Genomic DNA, 25,535 nt, shown 5'->3' with positions numbered 1-25,535 from the left:
AATGGTGCCGGCTACAGGAATCGAACCCGTGACCTTCGGTTTACAAAACCGCTGCTCTACCAGCTGAGCTAAGCCGGCCTATCGACTGGCCCTCCTTAGCGGCTTCCGGCCCCTGACCGCAACCGCTCAGGACCCCGATCTGAACCGGTTGAGGATGCGCTCTGGCGTATCCGGGCAACCGGCGGTCAGGACGTCGACCTTGGGGCCTTCGACGCGATAGGCGGCGTAGTGGGCGTGGCGTCCGCCATGCACGCCGCGATCCAGTTCGCCCACCAGGGTGACGGTCGCAAAGCAGCGCTTCAGGTCGTCCGGATCCATCCGGCGCGCCAGGTCGACGACGAGGCCCGGGCCCTGCAGGGGCGGATGCGGCGCCTGGTCGAAGCGGTAGCGGTCGCGTTCGATGATCTGGATCGTCGGCGCCTTGATGCGATGTTCGGCCTCGAACTGGGAGAGGGTGCCGTAGCCCACCGTGCCGACCCAGCCGGCGCCCTGGGTCTGGCGCAGGGCCTCGACCTCTTCGCTGAGCTCGCGCCAGCCCCGCAGGGCCAGGATCAGGTCGACCTTGGCCAGGGTGCGGGAATGGGTCTGGGTCATATAGACTAGCAGCCCCGCCGACAGCACCAGACCCGCCGTGGTCCCGATGATCCGCCAGCGCCGGGCGATGGCTCCGCCGGGGCGGACCTCGACGGCCATGGCCGCGCAGACCGCCAGGCCGCTGAACAGGGGCACGGGCCAGTGGGCCTGGACCGTGGCGTGCAGGGCGTGGAGCACCAGATAGCCGGCGAAGGGCGCGCCGGCCAGGATCGGCAGGGCCAGGCTGGGCCGCGCTTCGTCGGGGCTCGCGGCGCGCCAGGGCAGGCGCAGGCCCCGGATCGCATAGACGGCGACCAGCGGATTGAGCAGGACGAACTGGGCGGCCAGCAGCTCCAGCACATGGGCCGGCGCGAACTTGCGCGGCGCCACGCGGCCGAACTGCTTGGCGATGGTGATCCAGTCGTGCTGGGCGTTCCAGACGAGGTTGGGCAGGAACAGGGCCACGGCCAGCACCGCAGCCGCCCAGGGGGCGGGGGTCAACAGCAGCCGTCGGCGCTCGCGGTCCGTGGCCAGCCACAGCACGACGCCAGGGGCGATGAACATGGCGGAATATTTCGACTCCACCGCCAGGCCGGCCGCTGCGCCGGCCGCCAGCCACCAGAGCGGTGACCCGCCCTTGGCGACCCTGGCCAGAGCGCAGAGGCAGGCGATCCAGAACAGGGCCGCGGCGGCGTCCGGCACCGCCAATATGCCGCCCATGCCGATGGTCAGGGTGGCGTTGTACCAGATGGCCGCCCGCATGGCGGTGCGCGGCGTCCCGCCCAGGGCGCGGGCGAGGTCGGCCGCCAGCAGGCTGGCGAGCGCGGTGGCCAGCACCGGGAACAGCCGAACGCCCAGCGGATTGTCGCCGGCCAGGGCCATGCCGCCCCGGATCCACCAGGCCACCATCGGCGGGTGGTCGTAATAACCGAAGGCCAGATGCTGGGCCCAGAGGCGGTAATAGGCCTCATCCTCGGTCAGATGAATCCAGCGCGCCGCGATCAGCCGCACCAGGGTGACCGCGAGCACGAAGAGGGCGGTCCGGCCCTCGGGACGACGCAGGAAGGCGATCACGCGCTGACTCGGCCCAGCACGGCGCTGTCCGTCGCGGCGGGGTCCGAGGGAATGTGGGCGCTGGCGCCTCTGGCCGGTCTCATTGCATCGCGCCCTTGAAGCTCTCCCGTCGCCGGGCTCGGGGAGGATATGACCCAGCGGACCGGCCCACGGCAAAAAAATAATCGGAAATTTAGTGGCGCGGTCTCGCCGTCGTGGTCACCTAGGGGCGGGACATACGGACTGAACTTGAGGAGATGTCATGGGCGCTGGCCTGATCTTGGGACTCCTGGCGGCGGGCTCGGTGAGCGCGGCGGAAGCGGCTTCGCCTGCGGCGACGCCCATGCCCGGCTATTGGGAGACCAACAACACCGCGACCTTCCTGTTCAGTTCCCATTCGACCGAGCGCAAGTGTCTGACGGCGACCGACGTCGCGAAGTTCATGAACGGTCCCTCGAACCGCCACTACACTTGCGAATATCCGAGCCGCACCGTGGGCGGCGGCCGCATCCGACTGGCGGGCAGTTGCGCCACCAAGAAGGGCCAGGTCGCCCACGTCACCGCCAAGGGGACCTATTCGGCCACGACCTTCAAACTGGAAGCGACCCTGAAGACCAAGATCGGCGGCATTCCTCTGTCCGGCGCCGCCATCACGGACGCCCACCGGCTGGGCGACGACTGCCCGGCGGCGACGGCGTCGAAGTAGATACAGGACCTCCAAGGCCAGTGGGCATTGGCCCTGGAGTCCCGTCCCCTAGGCCTTGGTGTCGAGATTGACCCCTTGGCCGGGCGGCAGGGCGGCGCTCGGTTTGACCGCGGCAGGGCTGTCATCCGTGTCATGGTCGGGGATCAACTCCGGGCCCTTGGCCTCGAGGCCCTCAGGCGGCTTGGCGGGCGGAGGACCGCCGACGGCTGCGATGCTCATGAGAAATATCCTTCCTGGTGAGGCCCCGAACCGCATGGCTCGGGGTTTGAAACGGGATCAGCCGCGCAGCTTCTGGCGGGCCTGGGCGAGCAGGGCCGCAGCCTCGGCGCGGCGGCCACGGTCGGCGACCTCGCGGCCCGGGCGGGCCGGGGCGGCGAGCGCGCGCTCCAGCGCCTTGGCGGCGCCGGCGGCGTCGTTCTGGCGCAGCAGGAAGTCACCCCAGAAGAAGTTGGCGTCGACGCCATTGGGATTGGCGGCCAGGGCTTTCTGTAGATAGCTCCGGGCCTTGGCCGGATCTCCGAACCCGATCGGGAAGCCGGGGACCTGGGCGTAGAGCGAGCCGAGGCTGGTATAGACCGAGCCGTCGCCGAGGGCGGCGGGGTTGATGTGTTCGGCGCGCTCCAAGAGGCCCCGCGCCGACTTGGCCAGGGCCAGTCCGCCCAGTCCGCCCTTGGCGCCGGCCTCGGTGGCCGAGGCTATGGCTTCCCAGACCAGGGGCTCGGCGCGGCCTGGGAATTGCCGGGCGACGGCGTCGGCCTGGGCGACCAGGCTTGCCGCCGCCGCAGCCTGAGCGGGCTTGTCGCGGATCTCGTAGTTCAGGTGAGCCCAGTCGTGGGCCAGGGCGTCGACCTTGCTGTCGAGGCTCTCGGCGGCGAAGGCGGCGCCGGCCTGGGCGGCGAGCGCCAGGGCCAGGGCGAGGGGAATCAGTCGCATGGAAGGAACTCCTTGGGCGCTCAGCTGACGAACAGCTGGGCGGCCTTGCGGTCATTGGCCGACAGGGCGCGGTCGACGAGGCCGGGGAAGAGGGCGTTGAGGCGGACGAACAGCGTCTCGGGGAAGCCGAAATAGACGTCGCGCTTGCGCGTCCGGATGGCGGCGACGATGCGCTCGGCGATCGCTTGCGGCGCATCCATGTTCATGTGGGTGAGCTTGGCGAACTCCATCACCGCCGGAGAGTTGAGCGCGGTGCGCACCGCCCGGGGCGCCACATAGGTCACGGCGATGCCGGTTCCGGACAGCTCGCGGCGCAGGGCCTGGCTGAAGCCGCGCAGGCCGGCCTTGGCGCTGGAATAGGTGACGAAGTGGGCGAAATTGATCGAGCCGAAGATCGAGCCGACATTGACGATCTGGCCGGACTTCCGGGCCTTCATCTTTGGCAGCACCGCCTGGGTCAGGCGTACGGGCGCGACCAGGTTCACCAGATAGCTGGCCATCAGGTGGGCGGGGCTCTGCCGCTCCAGAGGCCCGAAGTGCTGGATGCCCGCCAGGTTGATGACGATGTCCCAGTCGCGGGCGGCGACGGCGGCGGCGGCGGCCTCGATGCCTTCCGGTGTTGAGAGGTCCTGGCGCAGGAAGCCGGTGGCGCCGACCGGTTCGGCCCGGTCGAGCACGGTGACGCGGCCGCCCTCGGCGGTCAGCAAGCGGCTGATCAGTCCGCCCAGGCCGCCGGACCCGCCGGTCAGCAGAATTTCTTTTCCATCAAAGGACATGGGCGATCTCTTGAACCTGGACGCGGCTGTGCGGGATGGCGCGGAAGACGTCGGCGAAGCGCTGGAAGATCCCCTTGGCGACCTCGATGATCGCGGCCTGGTCGGCGGGGTCCTCGACCTCGTCCATCAGCTTCTGGAAGAACACCAGATGGTCCTGGTCCAGCGCCCCATGGGAGGTCAGGTAGGAGAAGCACTGGGGGCCGAGGTCCAGGCTCCTGGCGACGGCCTGGGCGCCTTCGGTGGCGAGGCGGACGCTTGTCCCCTCCAGCACCAGGACCATGCCAAAGAAGCCCATCGGATTGACCGTGGCGATGTAGTCATAGGCGTAGTCGACCATGGCCTGGGTCGCGGCGCGGGGTCGGCCCAGACGCACGGCCTCGGCGTCGCCGCCGCAGTGGCGAATGTCATTGAGAATCCAGGCCTCATGGCCGGTCTCCTCGGCGATGTACTCGTCGAGCGCGTGGCGGAACCGGGCATGGCCGTCGTCCAGCCTGGCCTTGGCCGCCTGCATCAGGGGCACGGTGTGTTTGACGTGGTGATAGGCCTCGGTGAGATAGGCGATGTAGGTGGCCAGCGAGATCTGGCCGGTCAGGCCGTCCTGGATTTGCGGCACGGCGGCCAGCGCCTGCTGGCCCTCCACGGTCTCGGTGATCAGTCGGATGAAGAAGGTCACGGGGCGGTCCTATTGTTGAACGGGGGCTTCGACGAAGACCCTGTGGTGCTGGAGAATGACGGCGCGGCGGGGCCGGCCATTGCCGGTGAGTTCGCCGGCGGCGGGATCGAGCGGCGGGCGAACCCGCCAGCGGCCAACCTGGGCGTAGGGCGGCAAGTTCTGGTTGGCGCGGGCCACGGCCTGAGCCAGGTCCCGGTCCGACATGTCCGGCGACAGGGGGACGATCAGGGCGCCCAGCTCGGCCTGCGCCTCGCCGAACACGATGGCCTGGCGGATCTCCGGTTGGGCCAGCAGCTCGCTCTCCACCCATTCCGGCGCGATGTTGCGGCCATAGGCGTTGATGATGGTGTTGGCCTTGCGCCCGTCGAGATGCAGGAAGCCGTCGGCGTCGATCCGGCCGAGATCGCCGGTGCGGACCGGGCCTGACTGAACCGCGCCGCTGGCGTAGCCGAGGAAGGGGTGGGGCCCGACCACGATCTCGCCGTCGGCCCCGATCTCCACCGTCAGGTGGTGCAGGGGGCGGCCTACGGCGCCGATCTGTCGGGCGGCCGGCGTGTTCAGCGCCACGACCGAGGCGCATTCGCTGAGGCCATAGCCTTCGAACACCGGCAGTCCGAGACTGTCGGCCTGGGCCAGCAGCTGTGGCGAGACCTTGGCCCCGCCCACCGCCACCAGGTTCAGGGCCGGGAAGCGGGGGCCGGTGAAGATCATCACCATCAGCAGGGCGCGCAGCAGTTCCGGCACGAGGATCAGGCTGGTCGCGCCCTCGGCGGCGATCGCGCCGGCCAGCCTGGCGAGGTCGGGGCGGAAGGGCTCCGCCAGGCCCAGGGCCGCAGGCGGCAGCACGTGGTAGCGCCCGCCCGCCAGCAGGGTCGTGTAGAGCCCGGCGACGTTCTCCAACAGGATCGACAGCGGCAGGAGCGGCAGGTGGCGTCCGGCATAGTCGGCGCCGATCATCTCGACCAGGGAGGTCGCGACCGCCTCCATCTGGTCCAGGGACAGGCAGACGCCCTTGGGCTGGCCGGTTGAGCCGGAGGTGTAGGTGATCTTGGCCGTGCCCGCCGGCAGTTCGGTGGCGGGATCGCCCAGCAACTCGGCGTCGAGCGGGGTTCCAGCGACCAGCAGCGGGCCGCCCTCATGACCGGCGGTGATCAGCAGGCCGGCCCCGGCGTCGGCCAGGACGTGCAGGCGCTGGGCCTGGGTGAAGAAGGCGGGAATTGGCAGGCTGGGCCAGCCCAGGCGGATCAATGCAAGGTCAAGCACGACCCAGGCGGGGCCGTTCTCCAAGACCACCGCCACCGGGGCGCCGGGCCGCACCAGGGGCGCGAGCGCGAAGAGCTGAATGGCGGTCGCCTCAATCTCGGCGGCCAGTTCCGCATAGCTGAAGGTCCGCTCGGCGTCGCTGAGCGCGATGGCGTCGGGGGAGTCTGCGGCGCGGGCGGCGATGGCGGCGAGGACCCGGCTCACAGCGCGGCTCCAGCACGCAGGTCGGGGTGCAGGCGGGGCAGGATCCCGCACTCGACGATCGGATCGGCCAGCAGCATCTGGGCGAGCGCCGGCAGGGCGGGCGCGATGGCGCCGGCCAGCACCTGAGGGTCGCGGCTGTAATAGGCGCCCCAGTCGGCCCCCTGGTCGGGCAGGCGGTCGGGCGCGGCGCGGGTCAGATGTTCGGTGGCGAAGCCAACCCGGGCGAAGCCGCGGCGCAGTTGGCGGGTGGCGGTGGCGACCGCGTGGGTGCAGCCCTGACGGTCCAGGTGGCGGGCCAGGGCCAGGAACAGGAACAGCGAGGCGCCGGGGCTGTCGGAGGCGAGGTTGCCGATCTCGGCGACCTGGGCGCGGCGCAGGGGGGCGCCGAACCGAGCCTCCAGCGCCACCTCGACGGGGGCGTCCAGATATTGCTCCAGGAACAACGGGGCCCGGGCGGCGAGGCGGAAGCCGACGGCGGCGTGAATGTTCCCCTGGCGGTCCTGCACACTCATCAGGGTCGGGTAGTGGCGGCGGATTTGGCCGTCGAAGGCCTTGGCGTAAGCCGCCTCGAGATAGGCTTCGACCCGCTGGCGCTCGGGCTGGAGCAGGTGGTGGATGGAGATCACACCTGGCTGCAGGCGGGTGAAGCGGCGGACGCGATCGGCGTCGAACCTCAAATGGCCCAGGAGGGCGCCGTCATCGACCATCATCACGTCCAGCAAGGCTCATCTCCGGTTTTGGCGCGCGCCCCACGCCCTTCACCCAGCCATGACGACGTGGTCGGAGAACCTCCTCATCGGTTTCGATTGCGCCGGTCGGCGGCATGGGGATGATCGCGGTTGCGGCGAGAATCTTTGGCCGCAGGAGCCCGTCTTGGACGACAGCGATCCCCACCCTCTGCTGGCCGTCTATCTGGCGCGGCGCGAGGAGCTGGTGCGCTACTTCCGCGTCCGCCTGCGCTCGGAGGCCGCCGCCCAGGATCTGGTGCAGGACATCTTCCTGCGGATCACTCCGCCCCCCACCGAGGAGATCGGCAATCCCGGCGCCTATCTCTACCGGCTGGGTACGAACCTGATGCTCGACCGCATCAAGCAGCAGCGCCGGGCCGGCCGCCGCGACGCCGACTGGCGCGACAGCCAGACCATGGCGGCCGGCGGCCAGGACATGGCCGACGAACCTCCTGCCGACGAGGTGGTCGCCGCCCGCCTGCGCCTGGCCCAAATTGTCCAGGTGGTGGCTGACATGCCCGAGCCGGTGCGTGAGGCCTTCCGGCTGCACAAGCTGGAGGGGCTGAGCCATGCCGAGACGGCGGCGGCCATGGGGGTCTCCCGCTCCAGCGTGGAGAAATACATCATGGCCAGCCTGAAGCGCATCCTGGCGAAGGTCGGCCGATGACCCGGAGCAACCGCCTGAAGATTTCTTGGAGGCGCCTGGCGCTTTGTGGCGTCATTGGGGCGAGGACCATGATGCAGACGCCCCACCCCAAGAGCCCGAGATGAGCGCCGACGCCGACGCCCCGGCGGCCGAAGCCCTGCGCGACCAGGCGCTGGTCTGGCTGGTGCGCGTCCAATCGGACGCCGCGACGGCCGAGGACTGGGCGGCCCTGACGGCGTGGCTCGAAGCCTCGGACGCCCACCAGGCCGCCTTCGAGGCGGTTGAGTTGCTCAGCGCGGAGATCGGCGACCGGGCAGGTGAGATCGCGGGTGCGATGGCGCCCGCCAGCGCCCGGATCATTCCCTTCCGGCCCCGCCGCCTGGCCCCCTTCATGGCCGCCCTGACTGCGGCGGCCGCCGCCGTGATCGTGGTTCCCATGGCCTGGCGGTCCTATGAGGGCGCGCCGACTGTCTATTCGACCGGACCCGGCCAGACCCGGGTGGTGGCCCTGGCCGACGGCACTCATATCCGCCTCGACGCGGCCTCGAAGATGACCGTGCGGCTGGGCTGGACGGCGCGTCGCGTCGATCTGGCCGACGCCGAGGCGACTTTCGATGTCGCACACGACCCGTCAAAGCCGTTCCTGATCACGGTTGGTGACCAGCAGGTCCGGGTGGTCGGCACCGAGTTCAACATCCGCCACTATGACAAGGCCGTGGTGGTGTCGGTCCGCCGAGGGATCGTGGAGGTGCGCCAGCCGGCGCTCGGCCCGCAGCCTGTCGCGCGCCTGACCAAGGGCCAGGAGCTGCGGCATGTGGAAGGCGCCGTCCAGTCGACACGGGCCGAGGTCGACCCGGACGCCGCCTTCGCCTGGACGCAAGGGCGGATGGTCTGTGACGACCGGCCGCTCAGCGAGATCGTCGCCTATCTGAACCGTCGCTATCCGGTCCCGATCCGCCTGGGCCCGGCGGCGGCCCGTCTGAAATTCTCCGGTGTGCTGGAAATGGGCGACCAGCAAGCCCTGGTCCGTCGCCTGGCCGGCTATCTTTCGCTGCGGGTGGATCGCACCGGGCGGGAAATCACTCTAGGCTAAACGCTCCATTCGGCCCCGGGGACGTTCGTCTTGCCTCGCCATGACTGGCGCCGGCCGGCGCTCGCCCTCTGCCTGCTGGCCGCGTTCGGCCTGGCCTCGCCCGCTCGCGCGGCCGCGCCGGTTCACGCCTTCAACATTCCGCGCAAGCCGCTGAGCGCGGCCCTGGTCGATCTGGCGCTCCAGGCCGGGGTGTCGATCAGCACCCGCGCGGCGGAAACCTGCGCCCCGTCGAGCCAGCCTCTCATTGGCCGATACAGTCTGGGCCAGGCGCTCGATCGGCTGTTGGCGGGCACGGGCTGCGGCTACCGTCTGGTTGATGCGCGCGCCGTCGAGATCGTTCGCCTGCCGCCGCCTAGACCCGCCGCGACGCCCCTCCGCGTGGCGCCGCTCGCCGATGTCGCCGAGCTGGTGGTGGTGGCGACGCGCCAGCCGACGCCGGCCGATCGGCTGGCCTATCCGGTCAGCGCCCTCGAGGGGCGGACCCTGGAGTCCCAGGGGGTGCGCGACGCCAGCGACCTGGCCTTGGTCACCCCGGCCATGACCGTCACCAATCTCGGTTCCGGGCGGGACAAGATCCTGCTGCGCGGCCTGTCCGACGGCCCCCTGACCGGGCGGACCCAGTCGATGGTCGGGCTTTATCTCGACGACGCCCGGATCACCTACAACGCCCCGGACCCGGACCTGCGGCTGACCGATGTCGCCCAGGTCGAGGTACTGCGCGGCCCGCAGGGCGCCCTCTACGGATCGGGCTCGCTGGGCGGGGTGCTGCACCTGGTCACCGCCGCGCCGGACGCCAGCCGGAGCACGGGTTGGCTTTCGGTCTCCGGCGGGGTGACGCATGGAGGATCCGGCTCCAACCTGCTGGAGGGCATGGTCAATCTGCCGATCCTCAAGGACCGCGCGGCGATGCGCATGGTGGCCTATCGTGAGGTCCAGGGCGGCTATATCGACGACGTCGGCCTGGGCCTGAAGGACGTCAACCGCTCGATCCGGACCGGCGGGCGGCTGGCGCTCAGCCTGCGGCTCAACGCCGACTGGACCGCCAACGGCGGCCTGGTCTTCCAGGCGATCAATTCCGACGACACCCAGTACGCCCTGGCTGGCGAGGCGCCCTTCACCCGCCGCAACGCCCTGCGTGAGCCGCACGACAACGACTTCGCCATGGTTCACCTCGGCCTGACCGGCGATCTGGGCTGGGCGGAGGCGCGCTGGACCACGGCCTATGTCCGCCACCAGCTGACCAGCCGCTATGACGCCACCCGCGCGCCGCCCGTAGCCGTTCCGTCGGGGCCGGCCGCCTTCGATGACGAGAACAACATCGCCAGCCTGGTCACCGAGGCGACGCTCTCCTCCCATCCGGATGCGAGGGTGCAGTGGCTGGGCGGACTGTTCGTCGCCCGCACCCGCCAGGACGTGACCCTGGACCTGACCGCCCTGGGCGCGACGCCGTTCGTGGCCTTGTCCGAGGCGCGTCGCGATCGGTTGGATGAGGCGGCGCTCTACGGCCAGATGATCTGGCCCTTGACCGACCGGCTCAGCCTCACTCTAGGCGGGCGGCTGTTCAGTTCCCGCATCCAGGTCGACAGCGTGATCCGGACGCCCGCGACCGTCGCCGCCGCCTATGCCGCCGGGCTCAGCCGCACCGGCTTCTCCCCCAAGCTGTTGATCTCCTACGCCCCGACCGCGCGGAGCCTGATCTATGTGGAGGCGGCCGAGGGCTATCGCGCCGGGGGGATCAACACCACGGGCGCTCCTGGTCAGGTGTTCAGCGCGCCGGGCGGCCCCGAGCCCTACCGCAACTACCAGGGCGACGAGCTGTGGAGCTTCGAGGCGGGGGGCCGCGTCACCCTGCTGGAGGGGCGGCTCAGCCTGCGCGGGGCGATCTTCCAGGCCAGCTGGAAGAACATCCAGAGCGACCAGTTGCTGGCCTCGGCCCTGCCGTTCACCGCCAATATCGGCGATGGGCGCAACCGGGGGCTGGAGGCCGAGGCGGCCTATCGGGCAGGGCCGCTGGTGCTGCGCGCCGAAGGCCTGGTCAATGCGCCGGAGCTCGACCGCGCCAATCCGGCCTTTCCGGCCCGCGCCGAACTTGGGCTGGCCGGGGCGCCGAATGTCTCGCTGGGGGTGAGCGCCCACTATGGCTGGGAATTGCCCCGTGACCGGACGTTCGAGCTCGACGGCCGCTATGCCTATGTCGGCCCGTCGCACCTGACCTTCGATGCGGTGACCTCGCCCCGGATGGGCGGCTATGGCGCGGGGCGGCTGGCGGCGACCCTGGCCGCCGACCGCTGGCGGCTGACCCTGGCGGTGGACAATCCGACTGAGTCCCGAGGCGACACCTTCGCCTATGGCAACCCCTTCACCCTGCGGACCACGACCCAGGTGACCCCGCTCAGGCCGCGCACGCTCTCGCTCTGCCTCAAGGTCGCCTACTGAGCCCGCCCCGGGCAACTGAGGCGTTGGAGCGCGCCGTCGGCTGTGATCCTCTGGCGGTGCAAACGGAGCAGCCGGCATGAAGTTCGACGACTATCGCAAGCAGGACGCCGTGGGCCTGGCCGGGCTGGTCGCCAAGGGTGAGGTCTCGGCCGGCGAGCTGCTGGAGACCGCCGTGGCGCGGATGGCTGAGGTCAATCCAAGGATCAACGCCGTGACCCTCGACCTCGCCGAGCGGGCCCGCCAGGAGACCGCCGCCGCGAAGCCCACGGGGCCCCTGGCCGGCGTGCCCTATCTGCTGAAGGATCTCGGCGCCCTGCTGGCCGGAACCCCGACCACGGGCGGCTCGGCCCTGTGGAAGGACAATGTGCCCGCCTCCGACAGCGCCCTGGTCAGCGCCTACAAGCAGGCGGGCCTGGTGATCTTCGGCAAGACCAACACCCCGGAATTCGGCCTGATGCCGGTGACCGAGCCGGACTTCCTCGGCCCCTGCCGCAATCCCTGGGACACCGGGCGCACCCCGGGCGGCTCCTCCGGCGGGGCGGCCTCGGCGGTGGCTGCGGGCATCGTGCCGGCTGCTCACGCCAGCGACGGCGGCGGCTCGATCCGCACGCCCGCGTCCGCCTGCGGCCTGTTCGGCATGAAGCCGTCGCGCGGCCGGGTCTCCTTTGCTCCGCTCGGCGAGGGCTGGGGCGGGGCCTCGATCCAGCACGCCGTGACCCGCTCGGTTCGCGACAGCGCCGTCCTGCTGGACATCGCCTGCCAGCCGCAGGCCGGCGACCCCTATTATCTCGACGCCCCGGCCACGCCCTTCGCCCTGGAGGTCGGCCGGACGCCCGGGCGGCTGCGCATCGGCTTCACCACGGCGGCCCTGGCCGCGCCCGCGCTCGATCCAGAATGCGCCCAGGCGGTGCTGGACGCCGCCAGGCTGTGTGAAAGCCTGGGCCATGTGGTCGAGGAAGTGACCGTGCCCGGCGACCTGGCCGCCATGCAGAAGGCGGCCGGCGACGTGATCGCGGCCAGCGTCGCCGCCACCCTGGAGGCCGAGGGCGAGAAGCGCGGCCGCCCGGCCACCTCGGACGATGTCGAGCTGCTGACCTGGGCCATGGCCCGGCGGGGGCAGCAGGTGACCGGGGCGGCCTATGTCCGGGGCTTGGCGACCATCCACGCCTATGGCCGGGCGGTGGCCGAGCTGTTCAAGACCTATGACGTGTTGCTGCTCTCGACGCTCGGCAGTCCTGCGATCCCGATCGGCTGGCTGACCGAAAACTTCGAGACCTATGCGCCCCGACTGTTCGACTTCATGCCCAACACCCAGGCCTTCAACAACACCGGCCAGCCGGCCATGACCGTGCCTCTGGCCTGGTCGAAGTCGGGCCTGCCGATCGGGGTGCAGTTCGTGGCGGGCATGGCCCATGAGGCGATGCTGTTCCGCCTGGCCGGCCAGCTGGAGCAGGCGGCGCCGTGGTTCGAGCGGGTGGCCGAAATCTAGTCTGGGGCGTTATAGGCGCCGCTTGTTTTTACACGGAGCCTAGCCATGCCCCTGACCTTCGCGCGCGTCGCCCCGATCCTGATGCTGATCGGGTCCAATATCTTCATGACCTTCGCCTGGTACGGCCACCTGAAGGTGCATAACCGGCCGCTGTGGCTGATCATCTGCGTCAGCTGGGGGATCGCCTTCTTCGAATATTGCCTGGCGGTGCCGGCCAACCGGATCGGCGAGCAAGCCTATTCCCCCGCTGAGCTCAAGACGATGCAGGAGGTGATCACCTTGTCGGTGTTCGCCGTGTTCTCGGTGACCTATCTGGGCGAGCGCCTGACCCTGAACCACGCGCTCGGCTTCGGCTTCATCGCCATCGGCGCCCTGTTCGTGTTCAAGGGGCCGTTCTAGGCGGCCGTGTCCTTCGCCGGCAGCAGGCCCAGGATCGCCCCGGCGATCAGGTAGCTGACCAGCTGGTAGCCCATGTTCATGATCACCAGGCGACCCGGCAGCTGCAGGTACAGGAAGTCGATCGACATGGTGGTGAAGTTGAAGAAGAACCAGACCACCACTGCGGCCCCGATGCCGGCCAGGGAATTGACCCCGAGCCTGGCGAACACCCAGGCCAGCCCCACCACCAGGATCAGGGTGTTGACGATGCCCAGGCTCATATTGACCGCCTGGTTGGCCATGGAGGGCGCGTGGCCCATGGCCTCGGTATAGGCGGCGGTCCACACGTCGGACAGCAGGACCCCGTACCAGAGGTAGCCCAGCCCCTCGAGCAGCACCACGCAGATGGCGACCGCGACCCAGTTCACGCCCTTGATCATGTCAGCTCTCCCCAGAACGTCGGTATGCTGAGGCTATTGGGACCGGAAGGCGAGGGGGAAATCGCGCGGGCCACGCTGGCCGGCGAGAAGGCGGCTTTGGCGAAGCGGCCAGGCGCCCTATAAGCCGCCGCTTCCAAGTCTCCTCATTTCGAGCCCCCGCATGACCCGCATCCTCATCACCTCGGCTTTGCCCTACATCAACGGGATCAAGCACCTGGGGACGCTCGCGGGCTCCATGCTGCCGGCCGACGTCTTCGCCCGCTTCCAGCGGTCGCGGGGCCGCGAGACCCTCTATCTCTGCGCCACGGACGAGCATGGCACGCCCACGGAGCTCGCCGCCGCCGAGGCCGGCCAGAAGCCCGCCGATTTCTGCGCCGAGCAGCATGAGATCCAGCACCGGCTGGGCCGGGCCTTCGGCCTGTCCTGGGACCATTTCGGCCGCTCGTCCTCGCCGCAGAACGCCAAGCTGACCCAGCGCTTCGCCCAGACCCTTTGGGAGCAGGGCTTCATGGAGGAGCGGGTCACCCAGCAGGTCTATTCCAACGCCGACAAGCGCTTCCTGCCCGACCGCTATGTGATCGGCACCTGTCCGCACTGCGGCTACACGTCGGCGCGCGGCGACCAGTGCGAGAACTGCACCCGGGTGCTGGATCCGGCCGATCTGATCCACCCGCGCTCGGCGGTGTCGGGCTCAGAAGACATCGAGATCCGTGATTCCAAGCACCTGTTCCTGCGCCAGAGCCTGTTCTCCGACCGGCTGCGCGCCTGGATCGATGGCAAGAAGGGCGACTGGCCGCTGCTGGTCACCTCCATCGCCCTGAAATGGCTGGACGAGGGGTTGCAGGACCGAGGCGTCACCCGCGACCTGGAATGGGGTGTGCCTGTCAACGCCGCCGACTGGGGCCCGAACCCGGATGGTGTGACGCCCGACATCGCCGGCCTGGCCGGCAAGGTCTTCTATGTCTGGTTCGACGCGCCGATCGAATATATCGCCGCCACCTGGGAATGGGCCGACGCCCAGTCCGCCGCAGCCGGCAAGGGCCCGGCGGTCGACGCCGACTGGGAGCGCTGGTGGCGCAATCCGGTGGCCTCGGACGTCACCTATGTGGAGTTCATGGGCAAGGACAACGTGCCGTTCCACACGGTCGGCTTCCCCTGCAGCCTGATCGGGATCAACGAGCGGTTCGACGGGACCCACTGGACCCCGGCCAACAACGCGCCCTGGAAACTGGTCGACCGGCTGAAGGGCTTCAACTGGCTGGACTATTACGGCGGCAAGTTCTCGACCTCCCAGAAGCGCGGGGTGTTCATGGACCATGCGCTGGAGCTGTTGCCCGCCGACTACTGGCGCTGGTGGGTGACCGCCAATACGCCGGAGACCTCCGACGCCACCTTCACCTGGGAGCAGTTCCAGGCCCAGGTGAACGCCGATCTGGCCGATGTGCTGGGCAATTTCGTCAACCGCATCCTGAAGTTCACCGAGACCCGCTTCGAGGGCGTGGTTCCGGACGGCGGCGAGGACGGCCCGCTGGAGATCAAGCTGCGCGCCGACATCGACGCCAAGCTGGCCGAGCTTGAGGAAAACCTGGAGGGCATCGAGCTTCGCAAGTCGGCCCAATCGCTGCGCCAGCTGTGGGTGCTGGGCAACCAGTACCTGACCGAGGCGGCGCCCTGGACCGCCATCAAGACCGACCGCGACCGCGCCGCCGTGGCCGTGCGCACCGGCCTGAACCTGGTGGCCCTGTTCGCCAAGGTCTCCGAGCCCTTCATCCCCTTCGCCTGCGAGAAGATCGCCGACGGCGTGGGCGAGAGCTTCCCCGGCCGCTGGCCGGCCAGAGGCGAGGCGCTGAACGCCCTGCCGCCCGGTCGGACGGTGAAGGCCCCCGACGTGCTGTTCCGCAAGGTCGAGGATGCGCAGGTCACCGAATGGGTCGAGCGTTTCGGCGGCGCCGAGGCGGGGTGAACCGTCAAGGTTGACTCACCCTGCGGCGCCCCCTCGGAATGGCTTCTGACGTCGGGGCGATTCAGAAGCCCGGCGCGGGAGGATGACTTGACCAACGCCGCCTTCGAGGGCCGGCCGTGCCCGGACTGGTACGCCGAGCCCCAGCTGGGGATCTTCATCCACTGGGGCATGTGGGCGATACCCGCCTGGGCGCCGCGGGGCGCCTCGCTGACCGAGCTGGTGCGCGACGACTACGACCACGCTTTCGCGCTGGGGCCCTATGCCGAATGGTACCCCAACGCCATGAAGGTGGCGGGCAGCCCCACGGCGGTGCGCCACGCCGAACTCTATGGCGACCAGCCCTATTCCGCCTTCCGCGAGCCCTTCGAGGCCGCCGCCCAGGCTTTTGACGCCGAGGCCTGGGTGGATCTGTTCGAGGCCGCCGGCGCCGCCTATGTGGTCTTCGTCACCAAGCATCATGACGGCTTCTGCCTATGGCCGACCGGCGTGGAAAACCCCAACCGGCCGGGCTGGCATAGCCAGCGCGACTTCGTCGGCGAACTGGCGCAGGCGGTGCGCAAGCGCGGCATGCGGTTCGGGCTCTATTATTCCGGTGGGCTGGACTGGACCTTCCACCACAGCCCGATCTCGAACTTCGGCGAGATGTTCGCCTGCGTGCCGCCGGGCGAGGCCTATCGCCAATACGCCGTCGCCCAGGTCCGCGAACTGATCGACCGCTACAAACCCTCGGTGCTGTGGAACGATATCGCCTGGCCCGACGGCCGCGACCTCGATGACCTGTTCGCCTATTACTACGCGGCCGTTCCCGACGGCGTGGTCAACGACCGCTGGATGGGGAACACCGGCCTGTTCGACAGCCTGCGCACGCCGGAGGGCCTCGCGGGTTTCAACGCCATGGTCAAGGCTCGGACGGCTGCGAGCGGCGGGGAGAGCAGCTCGACGCCACGCCACCACTTCGACTTCCGCACGGTGGAATATGCCGACGGGGGCGACATGGGTGGAGCCAAGTGGGAATCGACCCGGGGTCTGGGCATGGCCTTTGGCTACAACGCCAATGAGGAGACGGCCGACTATCTGACCGGCGAAGCCCTGACCGCGCTCTATCGCGACGTCACGGCGCGGGGCGGCAATCTGCTGATCAATGTCGGGCCGATGGCGGACGCGACGATCCCACCGGTGCAGCAGGCCCCGTTGCGGGACCTGGGGCGGATCCTGCGGGGTGGGTAGAGTGGTGACGAAGCCTGTCGATGTGCAGGCGAAGGAGAGGACGATGAAGCCGCCGGCCACGAAGTTCGTATTCCTGAACAGGCGACCGGGCCTGTTCGAGACGTTCGACTACCGCTCGCCCTATGCCTTCGACAGCTTCGCCAAGTGGATACTGAACACCTTGGGGCGGCGCAAAGCCGGCGAGGGCGCCCTGAGCGACGGCCGGGAGGAAGGTCTGAAATTCCTCGGGTTGTCAGGGCGCAGGTCGGAGAGGCGACGGCGCGACTAGCCCTTCTTCGCCGCGTGCCTCGCCAGTTCGGCGGGGGTGATGTCCAGGGCCCGGGGCATGATCTCGTTATAGGTCGTGACCTTGCCCAGATCGATGATCACGCTGCGGTGGCCCTCCCAGATCATCCGGGCCGAGACCAAGAGCACGATGACCAGGCCCAGATAGCCCAGCCAGCGGAAGCGGTGCAGCAGCTTGGCGATCCAGCTGGCGGCCACGCCCATCAGGGTGATGGACAGCAAGAGGCCGGCGATCAGCACCTGCGGGTGTTCCCGCGCGGCGCCAGCCACGGCCAGCACATTGTCCAGCGACATGGTCAGGTCAGCGACCAGGATCTGCAGCAGGGCCTGACCCATGGTCTTGGCCTTGGTCGCCCGACGGGTCTTGCCGCCGATATTGACCCCGGTGGCCTCGCCCAGGGCCGTCTCGCCTTCCGCCTCGGCCTCATGGCCCTGGTCGGAGAGCTCGCGCCACATCTTCCAGCAGACCCAGAGCAGCAGGAGCCCGCCGGCCAGCAGCAGTCCGACCAGCTTGAGCAGCTGGACGGTGATCAGGGCGAAGCCGATCAGCATCACCACCGCGCCCATCAGGCCGAAGACGATGGCCTTGCGGCGTTGCTTAGGTGGCAGACCGGCGGCGGCCAGGCCCACGGCCACGGCGTTGTCGCCAGCCAGCGCCAGATCGATCATCACGACCTGGAAGAAGGCGACGAGGGCGCCGGCGGCCGGCAGATGGGTCAGGAAGTCCATCGCCCCTTAGTGCGGCGCCCCGTCCGGAGGCGCAAGCACGTCAGGGTTTGGGGGCGAAGGCCGTGACGACGTTGCGGCCCCGTTCGTCCTGGCGCACCTGCACCGTCGCGCCCAGGGGTTCGCCGGCGATCATCTGGCCCGCGATGTCGTCCGGGCCGGCCTCGGTCATGGCCACGAACCGGTTCCCCGCCGCGTCGGCGCAGACCAGCACCCCATGTGGGGCCTCGCGGCCATAGTCGATGGTGTAGGTGACCACGGTCCCGGTGGTGGGCGCCTCGGCGATCACGGGCTTTGGCCAGGCGTTGATCTCGGCCTGCAGACCCTTGGACTCGAAGCCCTTCCAGGTTGCCGGCCGGGTCGAATAGACGCCGGTGGAATATTTCGACAGGAAGCCGCCATTGGCGCCGACGAAGCCGTAGTCACCCGGTCGCGCGCGCAGAGCCCGGACCATGCTGGCGATGGCGTGCATGGAATAGTTGTTCCCGGCTCCGCCGAAGAACGGCAGGCCGCCGGTGACGGTGAGCGGGCGAGGATCGTCGGCGGCTATGCCCAGGTCATCGCGGACCGTGGTCACGGCGATCGGAAAGCAGCTGTAGAGGTCGAACACCGCGATGTCGGCCGCCGTCACCCCGGCTCGCTCCAACGCCGCCTTGGCGGCGATCGCCGCCGCAGGATAGGCGGCCAGGTCCTGGCGCTCGATCGGGGTGCGCTCGGCGACGTCTGCGCCGCCATGCAGATAGATCCACTTGTCTTCCGGAATGCCCAGTTCGCGGGCCTTGCCGACCGAGGTCATCAGCACGGCCGCGCCCTGGTTGGCCTGGTCGCGGGCCACCATGCGGCGGGGGAAGGGATCGGCGACGATGCGGTTCTTGGGCGTGACGGTCGCCAGGCCCTGGGCGTCGAACACCTCCTGGCTCATGGCGTGCGGATTGCCGTGGGCGACCTCCGTGAAGGGGGCGAACAGCCGGCCCATCTCCAGGGCGTAGGCCTCGCGGTCGAGGCCCGTCTTGGCGCGGCGCGCGTTCTCGAACATCGCATAGAGCTGGATCGGGGTGCGGGCCCCGTGGCCGGCGAGGTCCATGGTGACCAGGCCGTCCAGGCCATAGCCACGGTTCTCCATCTGGCCGCCGACGCTCTCGTTCCAGTCGCGCTTTTCCCCCTGGCTCATCAGGTGGCGCACGGTGGAGATGGCTTCGGAGCCGAAGAACAGCGCCATGCCGGTTTCGCCCTTGGCGATGGCCTGGGCGAACTCATTGACCAGGTGCTGCGGGCCCTGGCCGCCCACGGGCTCGAGGATGGCGCGGGCCGGATCAGCGCCGATGCGCTGGGCCACGGCGCGGGGGAAGTTGTCGGCCCGGCCGAAGGGGGCGACAGCCTGGGGCCCGGAAATCTCGAACTGCGGAATGCCGGCGACGACGTCGAGGTGCGGGGCCAGGGCGGCGACCGACAGGGCGTCATCGAGGGCGGCGCGGGCGGCGGCGGCGGCCAGGTCCACGGGCGACAGGGCTTGATAGCCGGGCGCGTCGATGCGCTCCGAGGCCTCGCCCACGCCCACGATGATCGGCGTCAGATCGCTCATTCCAGATACTCCTCAAAGTCCTGGCGCGGTCGGACGCGCCCTCGACGCGGACACTAGCCGGCTGACGCAGCGGCGCCCAAAGTCATTGAGACGACGGTTGCGTGCGGGCGCTGCAATTCCGCATATGTGGAAGGGGCGAGGGGCGCGATGTGACCGACGCAGTGGTGAAATCGGCTCAGCGGGCCTTCGCAGTGCTCGAGTTGTTCGAGCTGGAGCGTCGGGCGTTGAGCCTTGGCGAGGTGACCGCGCGGCTGGGCTATCCGACCTCCAGCGCCGCAGCCCTGCTCAAGAGCCTCGTGGTCATGGGCTATCTCGAATATGACCGGGCGCGGCGGACCTATATGCCGACCATGCGCATCGCGGTCCTGGGCCAGTGGGTGCATGAGGGGCTGTTCGGCGAGGGCGCGATCCTGGCCGCCGCCCACCGGCTGCACGCCGAGACCGGCCTGACCGTGGTGCTGGCCGCCCAGTCCGACCTGCATGCCCAGTACCTGCATCTGGTCCATTCCGGAGAGCCGTTGAAGGCCATGGTGACGCCGGGCCAGCTGCGGCCGCTCGCCCATTCGGGCATGGGGTTGCTGTTGCTCAGCGCCCAGCCGGACGCCGAGGTGCGCCGCCTGATGCGCCGGGTGCGGGCCCGCCAGCCCGACGACCGCATGGATGTCGCAGACCTGCTGGTGCGGCTGCATGGCGTTCGGACGCGGGGCTACGCCTTCTCCAAGGACGCGGTCAGCCCGGGCTTCGGCCTGATCGGCGTGCTGGCGCCCCGGGCGGTCGCGGCCCGGCAACTGGCGATCGGGGTGACGGGCCGCACCGAGGAGCTCGAGCCCCTTGAAGCGGGGCTGGTCTCGCGCCTGCGCGAAGCGGTGGCCGCTCTGGGCTCTATCTGAGCGGCGGCGCGCCAGGCAGGGTCGCCAGCCACTTCAGGACCAGGATCTGCAGGGCCACCCGGTGGTCGCTGGAGCCGTGATCGCTGTCCAGGGTCACCGCCTGCAGCTTCTTGGCCTTGGCCTCGGCGAGCGCCGGCAGCAGGGCCAGCGCCTTGTCGTCATCATCGTCACGGGTATCGGTGACCACCAGCAGCGGGTGATTGGCGAGAGCGGGCGCCAGGTCGGCCAGTCTCCAGGTCTGGCCTTCGGTGGCGATGATCTCGGCGATCTGCCGAGCGGTCATGCCGCTGATCCGGCCGTCGATGTCGTCGAGGCTGGTGGCGGCGAAGTGATCGCGTTCCTCAGGCGTCATCTTGGCCAGGGCCGGTTGGTCGGCGCTGATGTCCCACGGCGCGAGCAGGGCGCAACCCAGCACCGAGGGGGTGTGGGCGCAGGCATAGGCCGCGTCATAGCCGCCCATGGAGTGGCCCAGCACGACCACCCGGCCCGGATCGAAGCGGAAGGCCTTGGTGGTGGCCGACATGTGCAGCCAGTCCATCACCGCCATGCCGTCGTCCGCCGACCCGCCGAGGCTGAAGGCGCCCCCCGAGCCCCAGGTTCCCCGATAGTGGAAGGTGATCACCGCCCATCCCGCGCGCCGCATCACCTGGGCGAGGTCGAGGTTCCCGTCGTAGCCGGGCAGGCCGTGCATCAGGATCGCGACCGGATGCGGTCCGCGCCCGGCCGGCAGATAGAGCAAGGCGTTCATCATCTGGCCGCCGCTGGGAATTTGGACGGCGACGCCGCGGGCGGGGAAGGCTGCGTCCGCAGGCGGGTCGGCATAGATCGCGGCCGGGAGATCGGCGGGCGGCGCGGCCCATGCCTGGGTCGCGAGGCCCAGCGCCAGCAACATCGACGGCAGAGATTTCATGGGTCGGACTCCGGGCGAAGCAGCGAGTGAACCCGCCGTGACCAACATGGCCTTTCGCGTTTGGAATGACCATTGCCGCTTGGCGGTCCGGACGCCTCGGCTAAGCTCTCGGCCATGAGCTCTGGGGGGCGCTGATGCGAGACGGTCGATCGATCCTGGTCCGCGCAGTTGGGTTGGCTCAGGCGCTTGTGCTGCTGGGAGCTGGCGCGGCGACGGCGGCGGACCTTGCCAGCCTGCGCAAGCCGATGACTGACCTGACCCCGGCCGCCGTGCTGCATCTGAGCGCGACCGCCGACTGGGTGGCCATCGCCCGGCATGAGGTCTGGATCGGCGGGACCGGCCCGAACGCCCTGCATGAGATCGACCCGAAGACCAATCGCGAGATCGCGGCGGTCGCCCTGCCGGGCGAGCCCTGCGCGGGGCTCGTCATTGGCTTTGGCGCGATCTGGGCGCCGCTGTGCGGGGACAAGGCCGGCTTGGCCCGGGTGGATCTGAAGACCCATGCCCTGATGGTCCTGCCGGTCGCTCCAGCCGGGGCGGAGGGCGGGATCGCGGCCAGCGCCGACAGCCTGTGGATGGCGACCAACAAGGACGGCGCCCTGGCGCGGATCGATCCGGTGTCCGGCGCCGTGCGCCAGACCGTGAAGCTGGCGGCGGGATCCTTCAACCCGCACGTCCGTGGCGGCGTGGTCTGGGTGACCAGTATTGAGGCCAGCCTGGTCACCGCCGTGGACTCCAGGACCGGTGTGGTGCTGACTACGGTTCCCACCGGCCCCCGCCCGCGCTTCCTGGCGGATGGGGCGGGCGCGGTCTGGACCCTGAACCAGGGTGACGGCACGCTGACTCGCATTGATGCGCGGCGCCGGGTCGCGGTCGGGACGACGGCCCTGGAGACCCCGGGGCATGGCGGCGACATCGCCTTCGCTCGCGGCAGGGTCTGGACCACCATGCGCAAGGTTCCGCTGTCGGCCACCGACGCGCGCACCGGCCAGGTTTGGCGGCAATGGGTGGGGGAGGGCGGCGATTCTCTCGGCATCGGCTTCGGCGCCATCTGGCTGACGGACTACTACAAGGGCGACGTGGTGCGGATTCCGCTGAAGACCGCGCTTCGCCCCTGAGCGGCGGTGGTCAGGCGGCTGGTTTCTGGCTACCAAGCGGCCATGTCCGCCCAGATCGATCCGTTCCACGCCATCGCCATCTCCAGCCTGGCCCACCGGCTGAAGGCGGAGGGGCGCTCCATCATCCACATGGAGTTCGGCCAACCCTCGACCGGCGCTCCGGCGGCGGCCATAGCGGTGGCCCACCAGGTGCTGGACACCGACGGCATGGGCTATTGGGAAAGCCCGGCGCTCAAGGCGCGGATCGCGCGGCACTATGACGAGACCTATGGGGTCAAGGTCGAGGCCGACCAGATCATCCTGACCTGTGGGGCGTCGCCGGCCCTGCTGCTCGCCCTGGCCTCCAGCTTCTCGCCAGGGGATGAGGTGGCTTTGGCGCGGCCGGGCTATGTGGCCTATCGCAACACCCTGAAGGCCCTGCACATGGTTCCGGTGGAGATCGCCTGCGGACCCGAGAGCCGGTTCCAGCTGACCGCCGCTCACCTGGAGGCGCTGGATCCCGCGCCGGCCGGGGTGGTCCTGGCCAGCCCGGCCAATCCGACCGGCACGATCATCGAGGCTCAGGAGCTGGAGGCGATCGCCAAGGTCTGCCAGGCGCGCGGCATCCGCATCGTCTCCGACGAGATCTATCACGGCCTGAGCTATGTGGCGCCGGCCCGCTCGATCCTGGAGTTCGCGCCTGACGCCCTGGTGATCAACAGCTTCTCGAAATATTTCAGCATGGTGGGCTGGCGTCTGGGCTGGTTGCTGGCCCCCAGGAGCCATCTGTCACGGGCCAGGGCCTATGTCGGCAACCTGTTCCTGACCGCGCCTTCGCTCAGCCAGCACGCGGCTCTGGCCGCCATGGACGCGCGCGAGGAGTTGGAAGGCCATGTGGCCGTCTATCGGCGCAATCGCGAGCTGTTGCTGGCCGCCTTGCCCGATCTCGGCCTGCGCTCGATCGCGCCGCCGGACGGGGCCTTCTATATCTATGCCCATGTGGGACATCTGACCGAGGACAGCCTGGCCTTCTGCAAGGACCTGCTGCGCGACACCGGGGTCGCGACCGCGCCCGGCGTCGATTTCGATCCTGTGGAAGGGCGTCACTACATCCGGCTGAGCTTCGCGGTCTCGACGCCGGAGGTCGAGGAGGCGCTGAAGCGCCTGACGCCCTGGTTCGCCGCGCGCATGGCGGCGACCGCCGTCTAGATCCTATTGGGGGAGACCCGCGCGGCCGTGCAGGGCGCAACCGCGCCACAGCGCCGCAAGCATCATGCCGATGAGCGCTCCGAGGGCATTGATCATGCCGACCTCCTGCCGTCCTCCGCGCCGCGTCTGATGCGCGGCTAAGACGGGGAGTGAAACACCGATAACGCTGTTTGGCAACGCGGCTCCGCGCGCCGAAGGCGCGGGGTTTCGCGCGGTCGTCGGCGCCGGATCGTTGTCATCCGGCGCCGTCCGAGCGGCTGGGCGAGGCCCAGTTCGTCAGTGGGCGTGCTCGAGTTCCTTGGCGTGGTCGTCGTGCCCGTGCCCATGATCGTCATGGCCATGATCGTCGTGCGCGGCGGCCGGCGCATGGCCATGGTCGTCGTGGCCGTGGTCATCGTGAGCCGGTGCGGCGTGGCCATGGTCGTCATGCCCGTGCCCGTGGTCATCGTGGGCCGCAGCGGCGGGCGCGTGACCGTGGTCGTCGTGCCCATGATCATCATGGGCCGGCGCGGCGTGCCCGTGATCGTCGTGGCCATGATCGTCATGAGCGGCGGCGGGCGCATGACCATGGTCATCGTGGCCGTGGCCGTGGTCGTCGGCGGCCGGTGCGGCGTGGCCGTGGTCGTCATGGCCGTGCCCGTGATCGTCATGGGCGGCGGCCGGCGCGTGGCCATGGTCGTCATGTCCATGCCCATGATCGTCATGAGCGGCCGGAGCATGACCATGGTCGTCGTGAGCCGGCGCGGCGTGGCCGTGATCGTCATGCCCGTGATCGTCATGGCCGTGGCCATGATTATCGTGAGCGTGGGCGGCGGCGGCGATAACCCCGGCGGCGGCGGCGCCCGCAGCGGCGGCGGCCAGCGGCGCGGCGAGGCCGCTACCGTGGCCGTGGTCGTGATCGTCGACCTCGACGGCATGGCCGCCGGTGTCGGTCATAGTGCGGAACTTCCGCCGACGCTCATTGCGGCGGGCGCTTTCGCCGGCGTTGCGGGCGATCGCCACCAGCAGGGCCAGGCCCAGCAGCAGCAGACCGACAGCGACCACCTTCTTGGAGGCCACCACCCCGATGCCGGGAATCTTGACGGTGGGCATGCCGGGGATGGCCAGCTTATCGAGCAGGGACCCCTTGTCGCGCGGCGTCGGCGCGGGCAGGGCGGCCTTCACCGCCTGCTCCAGGCTGGCGAGCGAGAAGGTCATCGGCAGCTTGAAGCCCTTGAGGCTGGCGTCGACGTCGGCCTTCAGGGGGCCTTTCTCGCCGGCGCCCGGCTTGACCTGCCAGTTGAAGGCGGGCGCCTGGCCGAGCTTCAGCTTGGCGGTCTGCGGACCGTTCGGGGTGATCTCATAGCCGTCGCCGGACAGGGTGGCGGTGACGTCCGCCTTCTTGGCGGCCTTGCCGAGGCCGAGCTTGCCCGCTTCGCGCTGGATGATCGCCAGCAGGGTCTGGGGCAGCGACAGGCTGACCTGGGCGGTTTCGCCCTTGGCCAGGCCCTCAGGCACGGTCAGCTTGGAGCCGGCGGCCACTTCGCCGCCCACAGCGGTCTGCAGGGCGGCCAGCTTGGGATCGGTCGGCGCCGGCAGGCCCGTGGCCGGAGGCGGCGTCATCACCGCGGCGACGATCGGCGCCGGCTTGGCGGTTTCGCTGACCACGGTCTGGGGCGCGGGCGCGGCCGTCACCGGCGGCAGCGGCTTGGCGGCCACGATCTGGGGCGCGGGCTTGGCCTGGGCCATCATCACCGGCGCAGGCTTCGCCTGGGCGACGCCATAGGCATGGACGTGGCCGCTGACATGAGCGCGGGGCGCATAGCGGGTGCCATAGACCTGACGCCGCTCGGCGGCGGTCATGTCTTCGGGATTCTTGACGGGACGCATGGCGGTGACCAGCACGCCGTCGGCGCGGCGATAGGTGACCAGACGCATCAGATATTTCGGATTCGAGGTCGCGGACGGCCCAGGCGCCTGGGCCTTCGTCCCACCAGGTCCGCCCATCAGGCCGGAGCTGTCCGACGAGCCCGGCGCGCCGCCCATCAGCGACGGCGGCGGAGCCTGGCCATAGCTGTTCGGCGGTGGCGGGGTCTGGTGCGGCGACGGACCGCTACACCCCGCGAAGGTCAATAAGGCGACCGCTGCAGCCCCCCGCAACGCCGTCTTGGTTAACACGCCCGCCATCGGAAGCCCCCATCCCATCGCGTAGATCACAGGTCAAAGTGACCGAACTTGGTGTCAGGATGACAACAAACACGGTGGAGGCGGAAATC

24 protein-coding genes and 1 tRNA gene are annotated in these 25,535 nt (G+C 69.7%); 12 read left to right on the top strand and 13 right to left on the bottom strand.

Annotated features, from left to right (window positions below):
• Window positions 1-2 precede the first annotated feature (2 nt).
• A tRNA-Thr gene (locus tag Q7P21_RS01880) sits at window positions 3-78 on the bottom strand.
• 48 nt (window positions 79-126) lie between these two features.
• A complete protein-coding gene (locus Q7P21_RS01875) occupies window positions 127-1,647 on the bottom strand; it encodes a glycosyltransferase family 39 protein (RefSeq protein ID WP_304175462.1) in 1,521 nt (506 codons plus the stop codon).
• A gap of 241 nt (window positions 1,648-1,888) precedes the next feature.
• Here Q7P21_RS01875 and Q7P21_RS01870 point away from each other — a divergent pair, with 241 nt between their 5' ends.
• A complete protein-coding gene (locus tag Q7P21_RS01870; RefSeq protein ID WP_304164276.1) occupies window positions 1,889-2,332 on the top strand; it encodes a DUF3617 family protein in 444 nt (147 codons plus the stop codon).
• 48 nt (window positions 2,333-2,380) lie between these two features.
• Here Q7P21_RS01870 and Q7P21_RS01865 read toward each other — a convergent pair whose 3' ends face one another.
• Genes Q7P21_RS01865 through Q7P21_RS01840 form a run of 6 tightly spaced genes read right to left on the bottom strand, consistent with a single transcriptional unit; the run spans window position 2,381 to window position 6,894 of the window.
• Window positions 2,381-2,551: a hypothetical protein gene (locus Q7P21_RS01865; protein ID WP_304164275.1), complete on the bottom strand. Its 171-nt coding sequence runs from the start codon at window positions 2,549-2,551 to the stop codon at window positions 2,381-2,383.
• A gap of 57 nt (window positions 2,552-2,608) precedes the next feature.
• Window positions 2,609-3,265, bottom strand: coding sequence for a lipopolysaccharide assembly protein LapB (locus Q7P21_RS01860; RefSeq protein ID WP_304164273.1), 657 nt, complete (start codon window positions 3,263-3,265; stop codon window positions 2,609-2,611).
• 20 nt (window positions 3,266-3,285) lie between these two features.
• The gene (locus Q7P21_RS01855; RefSeq protein WP_304175459.1) at window positions 3,286-4,041 is read right to left on the bottom strand and encodes an SDR family NAD(P)-dependent oxidoreductase; all 756 of its coding nucleotides are present in this window, start codon (window positions 4,039-4,041) and stop codon (window positions 3,286-3,288) included.
• Window positions 4,031-4,714 carry a TenA family transcriptional regulator gene (locus Q7P21_RS01850; RefSeq protein ID WP_304175457.1) on the bottom strand — a complete coding sequence of 228 codons (684 nt, stop codon included), beginning with the start codon at window positions 4,712-4,714 and terminating at the stop codon, window positions 4,031-4,033. Before Q7P21_RS01850 ends, Q7P21_RS01855 begins: the two co-directional genes overlap by 11 nt.
• Before the next feature lie 9 nt (window positions 4,715-4,723).
• Window positions 4,724-6,181, bottom strand: coding sequence for an AMP-binding protein (locus tag Q7P21_RS01845; RefSeq protein ID WP_304175455.1), 1,458 nt, complete (start codon window positions 6,179-6,181; stop codon window positions 4,724-4,726).
• Window positions 6,178-6,894, bottom strand: a complete 717-nt coding sequence (locus tag Q7P21_RS01840) for a thermostable hemolysin (protein ID WP_304175464.1) — start codon at window positions 6,892-6,894, stop codon at window positions 6,178-6,180. The genes Q7P21_RS01845 and Q7P21_RS01840 overlap by 4 nt, the downstream gene beginning before the upstream one ends.
• Before the next feature lie 160 nt (window positions 6,895-7,054).
• Between Q7P21_RS01840 and Q7P21_RS01835 the strand changes: the two genes are divergently transcribed.
• The 5 genes from Q7P21_RS01835 (at window position 7,055) to Q7P21_RS01815 (ending at window position 12,972) form a co-directional block, all read left to right on the top strand.
• Window positions 7,055-7,576 (top strand): RNA polymerase sigma factor, encoded by a 522-nt coding sequence (locus Q7P21_RS01835; protein WP_304164264.1) that lies wholly within the window; start codon window positions 7,055-7,057, stop codon window positions 7,574-7,576.
• A 100-nt stretch (window positions 7,577-7,676) separates the two neighbouring features.
• On the top strand, window positions 7,677-8,648 hold the full coding sequence (locus Q7P21_RS01830; protein WP_304175453.1) for a FecR domain-containing protein: 972 nt from the start codon (window positions 7,677-7,679) through the stop codon (window positions 8,646-8,648).
• A gap of 30 nt (window positions 8,649-8,678) precedes the next feature.
• The gene (locus tag Q7P21_RS01825) at window positions 8,679-11,084 is read left to right on the top strand and encodes a TonB-dependent receptor domain-containing protein (protein WP_304175451.1); all 2,406 of its coding nucleotides are present in this window, start codon (window positions 8,679-8,681) and stop codon (window positions 11,082-11,084) included.
• A 76-nt stretch (window positions 11,085-11,160) separates the two neighbouring features.
• Complete coding sequence (locus tag Q7P21_RS01820; protein ID WP_304175450.1) at window positions 11,161-12,573, top strand: amidase; 1,413 nt, start codon at window positions 11,161-11,163, stop codon at window positions 12,571-12,573.
• Between the two features lie 45 nt (window positions 12,574-12,618).
• On the top strand, window positions 12,619-12,972 hold the full coding sequence (locus tag Q7P21_RS01815) for a DMT family protein (protein ID WP_304164254.1): 354 nt from the start codon (window positions 12,619-12,621) through the stop codon (window positions 12,970-12,972).
• On the opposite strand, the gene Q7P21_RS01810 is transcribed toward Q7P21_RS01815, so the two are convergent.
• The gene (locus tag Q7P21_RS01810) at window positions 12,969-13,391 is read right to left on the bottom strand and encodes a DUF1761 domain-containing protein (protein ID WP_304175448.1); all 423 of its coding nucleotides are present in this window, start codon (window positions 13,389-13,391) and stop codon (window positions 12,969-12,971) included. The two genes, Q7P21_RS01815 and Q7P21_RS01810, sit on opposite strands and share 4 nt — an antisense overlap.
• Window positions 13,392-13,551: 160 nt before the next feature.
• Between Q7P21_RS01810 and metG the strand changes: the two genes are divergently transcribed.
• The 3 genes from metG (at window position 13,552) to Q7P21_RS01795 (ending at window position 16,849) form a co-directional block, all read left to right on the top strand.
• Window positions 13,552-15,354 carry a methionine--tRNA ligase gene (gene metG, locus Q7P21_RS01805; protein WP_304175446.1) on the top strand — a complete coding sequence of 601 codons (1,803 nt, stop codon included), beginning with the start codon at window positions 13,552-13,554 and terminating at the stop codon, window positions 15,352-15,354.
• Window positions 15,355-15,441: 87 nt separating this feature from the next.
• The gene (locus Q7P21_RS01800; protein WP_304175444.1) at window positions 15,442-16,581 is read left to right on the top strand and encodes an alpha-L-fucosidase; all 1,140 of its coding nucleotides are present in this window, start codon (window positions 15,442-15,444) and stop codon (window positions 16,579-16,581) included.
• A gap of 43 nt (window positions 16,582-16,624) precedes the next feature.
• Complete coding sequence (locus Q7P21_RS01795; RefSeq protein WP_304164244.1) at window positions 16,625-16,849, top strand: hypothetical protein; 225 nt, start codon at window positions 16,625-16,627, stop codon at window positions 16,847-16,849.
• Here the strand turns inward: Q7P21_RS01795 and Q7P21_RS01790 are convergent.
• A complete protein-coding gene (locus Q7P21_RS01790) occupies window positions 16,846-17,595 on the bottom strand; it encodes a YjbE family putative metal transport protein (protein WP_304164242.1) in 750 nt (249 codons plus the stop codon). The genes Q7P21_RS01795 and Q7P21_RS01790 overlap by 4 nt on opposite strands.
• 40 nt (window positions 17,596-17,635) lie before the next feature.
• Entirely contained in the window at window positions 17,636-19,174 is a 1,539-nt protein-coding gene (locus tag Q7P21_RS01785; protein ID WP_304164241.1) for an acetyl-CoA acetyltransferase, read from the bottom strand.
• Between the two features lie 149 nt (window positions 19,175-19,323).
• On the opposite strand from Q7P21_RS01785, the gene Q7P21_RS01780 reads away from it, so the two are divergent.
• The gene (locus Q7P21_RS01780) at window positions 19,324-20,064 is read left to right on the top strand and encodes an IclR family transcriptional regulator (protein WP_304164238.1); all 741 of its coding nucleotides are present in this window, start codon (window positions 19,324-19,326) and stop codon (window positions 20,062-20,064) included.
• Here the strand turns inward: Q7P21_RS01780 and Q7P21_RS01775 are convergent.
• A complete protein-coding gene (locus Q7P21_RS01775; protein WP_304175442.1) occupies window positions 20,057-20,974 on the bottom strand; it encodes a S9 family peptidase in 918 nt (305 codons plus the stop codon). The genes Q7P21_RS01780 and Q7P21_RS01775 overlap by 8 nt on opposite strands.
• A gap of 134 nt (window positions 20,975-21,108) precedes the next feature.
• Here Q7P21_RS01775 and Q7P21_RS01770 point away from each other — a divergent pair, with 134 nt between their 5' ends.
• Complete coding sequence (locus Q7P21_RS01770) at window positions 21,109-22,092, top strand: hypothetical protein (protein ID WP_304175440.1); 984 nt, start codon at window positions 21,109-21,111, stop codon at window positions 22,090-22,092.
• Between the two features lie 42 nt (window positions 22,093-22,134).
• A complete protein-coding gene (locus Q7P21_RS01765) occupies window positions 22,135-23,280 on the top strand; it encodes an aminotransferase class I/II-fold pyridoxal phosphate-dependent enzyme (RefSeq protein WP_304164231.1) in 1,146 nt (381 codons plus the stop codon).
• A 276-nt stretch (window positions 23,281-23,556) separates the two neighbouring features.
• Here the strand turns inward: Q7P21_RS01765 and Q7P21_RS01760 are convergent, their stop codons facing one another.
• Window positions 23,557-25,446: a stalk-specific protein X gene (locus Q7P21_RS01760; protein ID WP_304175439.1), complete on the bottom strand. Its 1,890-nt coding sequence runs from the start codon at window positions 25,444-25,446 to the stop codon at window positions 23,557-23,559.
• Window positions 25,447-25,535 lie beyond the last annotated feature (89 nt).

Source organism: Phenylobacterium aquaticum (assembly GCF_947378715.1).
GTDB lineage: Bacteria > Pseudomonadota > Alphaproteobacteria > Caulobacterales > Caulobacteraceae > Phenylobacterium > Phenylobacterium aquaticum_A.
This window is presented reverse-complemented; position numbering and strand designations above follow the sequence as displayed.

What these genes read in the sequence shown, in the direction of transcription:
- Q7P21_RS01770 (WP_304175440.1), top strand. Translation starts at nt 21,109, where the DNA reads ATGCGAGACGGTCGATCGATCCTGGTCCGCGCAGTTGGGTTGGCTCAG.
- Q7P21_RS01820 (WP_304175450.1), top strand. Translation starts at nt 11,161, where the DNA reads ATGAAGTTCGACGACTATCGCAAGCAGGACGCCGTGGGCCTGGCCGGG.
- Q7P21_RS01810 (WP_304175448.1), bottom strand. Translation starts at nt 13,391, where the DNA reads ATGATCAAGGGCGTGAACTGGGTCGCGGTCGCCATCTGCGTGGTGCTG.
- Q7P21_RS01760 (WP_304175439.1), bottom strand. Translation starts at nt 25,446, where the DNA reads ATGGCGGGCGTGTTAACCAAGACGGCGTTGCGGGGGGCTGCAGCGGTC.
- Q7P21_RS01830 (WP_304175453.1), top strand. Translation starts at nt 7,677, where the DNA reads ATGAGCGCCGACGCCGACGCCCCGGCGGCCGAAGCCCTGCGCGACCAG.
- Q7P21_RS01815 (WP_304164254.1), top strand. Translation starts at nt 12,619, where the DNA reads ATGCCCCTGACCTTCGCGCGCGTCGCCCCGATCCTGATGCTGATCGGG.
- Q7P21_RS01795 (WP_304164244.1), top strand. Translation starts at nt 16,625, where the DNA reads ATGAAGCCGCCGGCCACGAAGTTCGTATTCCTGAACAGGCGACCGGGC.
- Q7P21_RS01855 (WP_304175459.1), bottom strand. Translation starts at nt 4,041, where the DNA reads ATGTCCTTTGATGGAAAAGAAATTCTGCTGACCGGCGGGTCCGGCGGC.
- metG (WP_304175446.1), top strand. Translation starts at nt 13,552, where the DNA reads ATGACCCGCATCCTCATCACCTCGGCTTTGCCCTACATCAACGGGATC.
- Q7P21_RS01860 (WP_304164273.1), bottom strand. Translation starts at nt 3,265, where the DNA reads ATGCGACTGATTCCCCTCGCCCTGGCCCTGGCGCTCGCCGCCCAGGCC.
- Q7P21_RS01785 (WP_304164241.1), bottom strand. Translation starts at nt 19,174, where the DNA reads ATGAGCGATCTGACGCCGATCATCGTGGGCGTGGGCGAGGCCTCGGAG.
- Q7P21_RS01870 (WP_304164276.1), top strand. Translation starts at nt 1,889, where the DNA reads ATGGGCGCTGGCCTGATCTTGGGACTCCTGGCGGCGGGCTCGGTGAGC.
- Q7P21_RS01865 (WP_304164275.1), bottom strand. Translation starts at nt 2,551, where the DNA reads ATGAGCATCGCAGCCGTCGGCGGTCCTCCGCCCGCCAAGCCGCCTGAG.
- Q7P21_RS01775 (WP_304175442.1), bottom strand. Translation starts at nt 20,974, where the DNA reads ATGAAATCTCTGCCGTCGATGTTGCTGGCGCTGGGCCTCGCGACCCAG.
- Q7P21_RS01765 (WP_304164231.1), top strand. Translation starts at nt 22,135, where the DNA reads ATGTCCGCCCAGATCGATCCGTTCCACGCCATCGCCATCTCCAGCCTG.
- Q7P21_RS01790 (WP_304164242.1), bottom strand. Translation starts at nt 17,595, where the DNA reads ATGGACTTCCTGACCCATCTGCCGGCCGCCGGCGCCCTCGTCGCCTTC.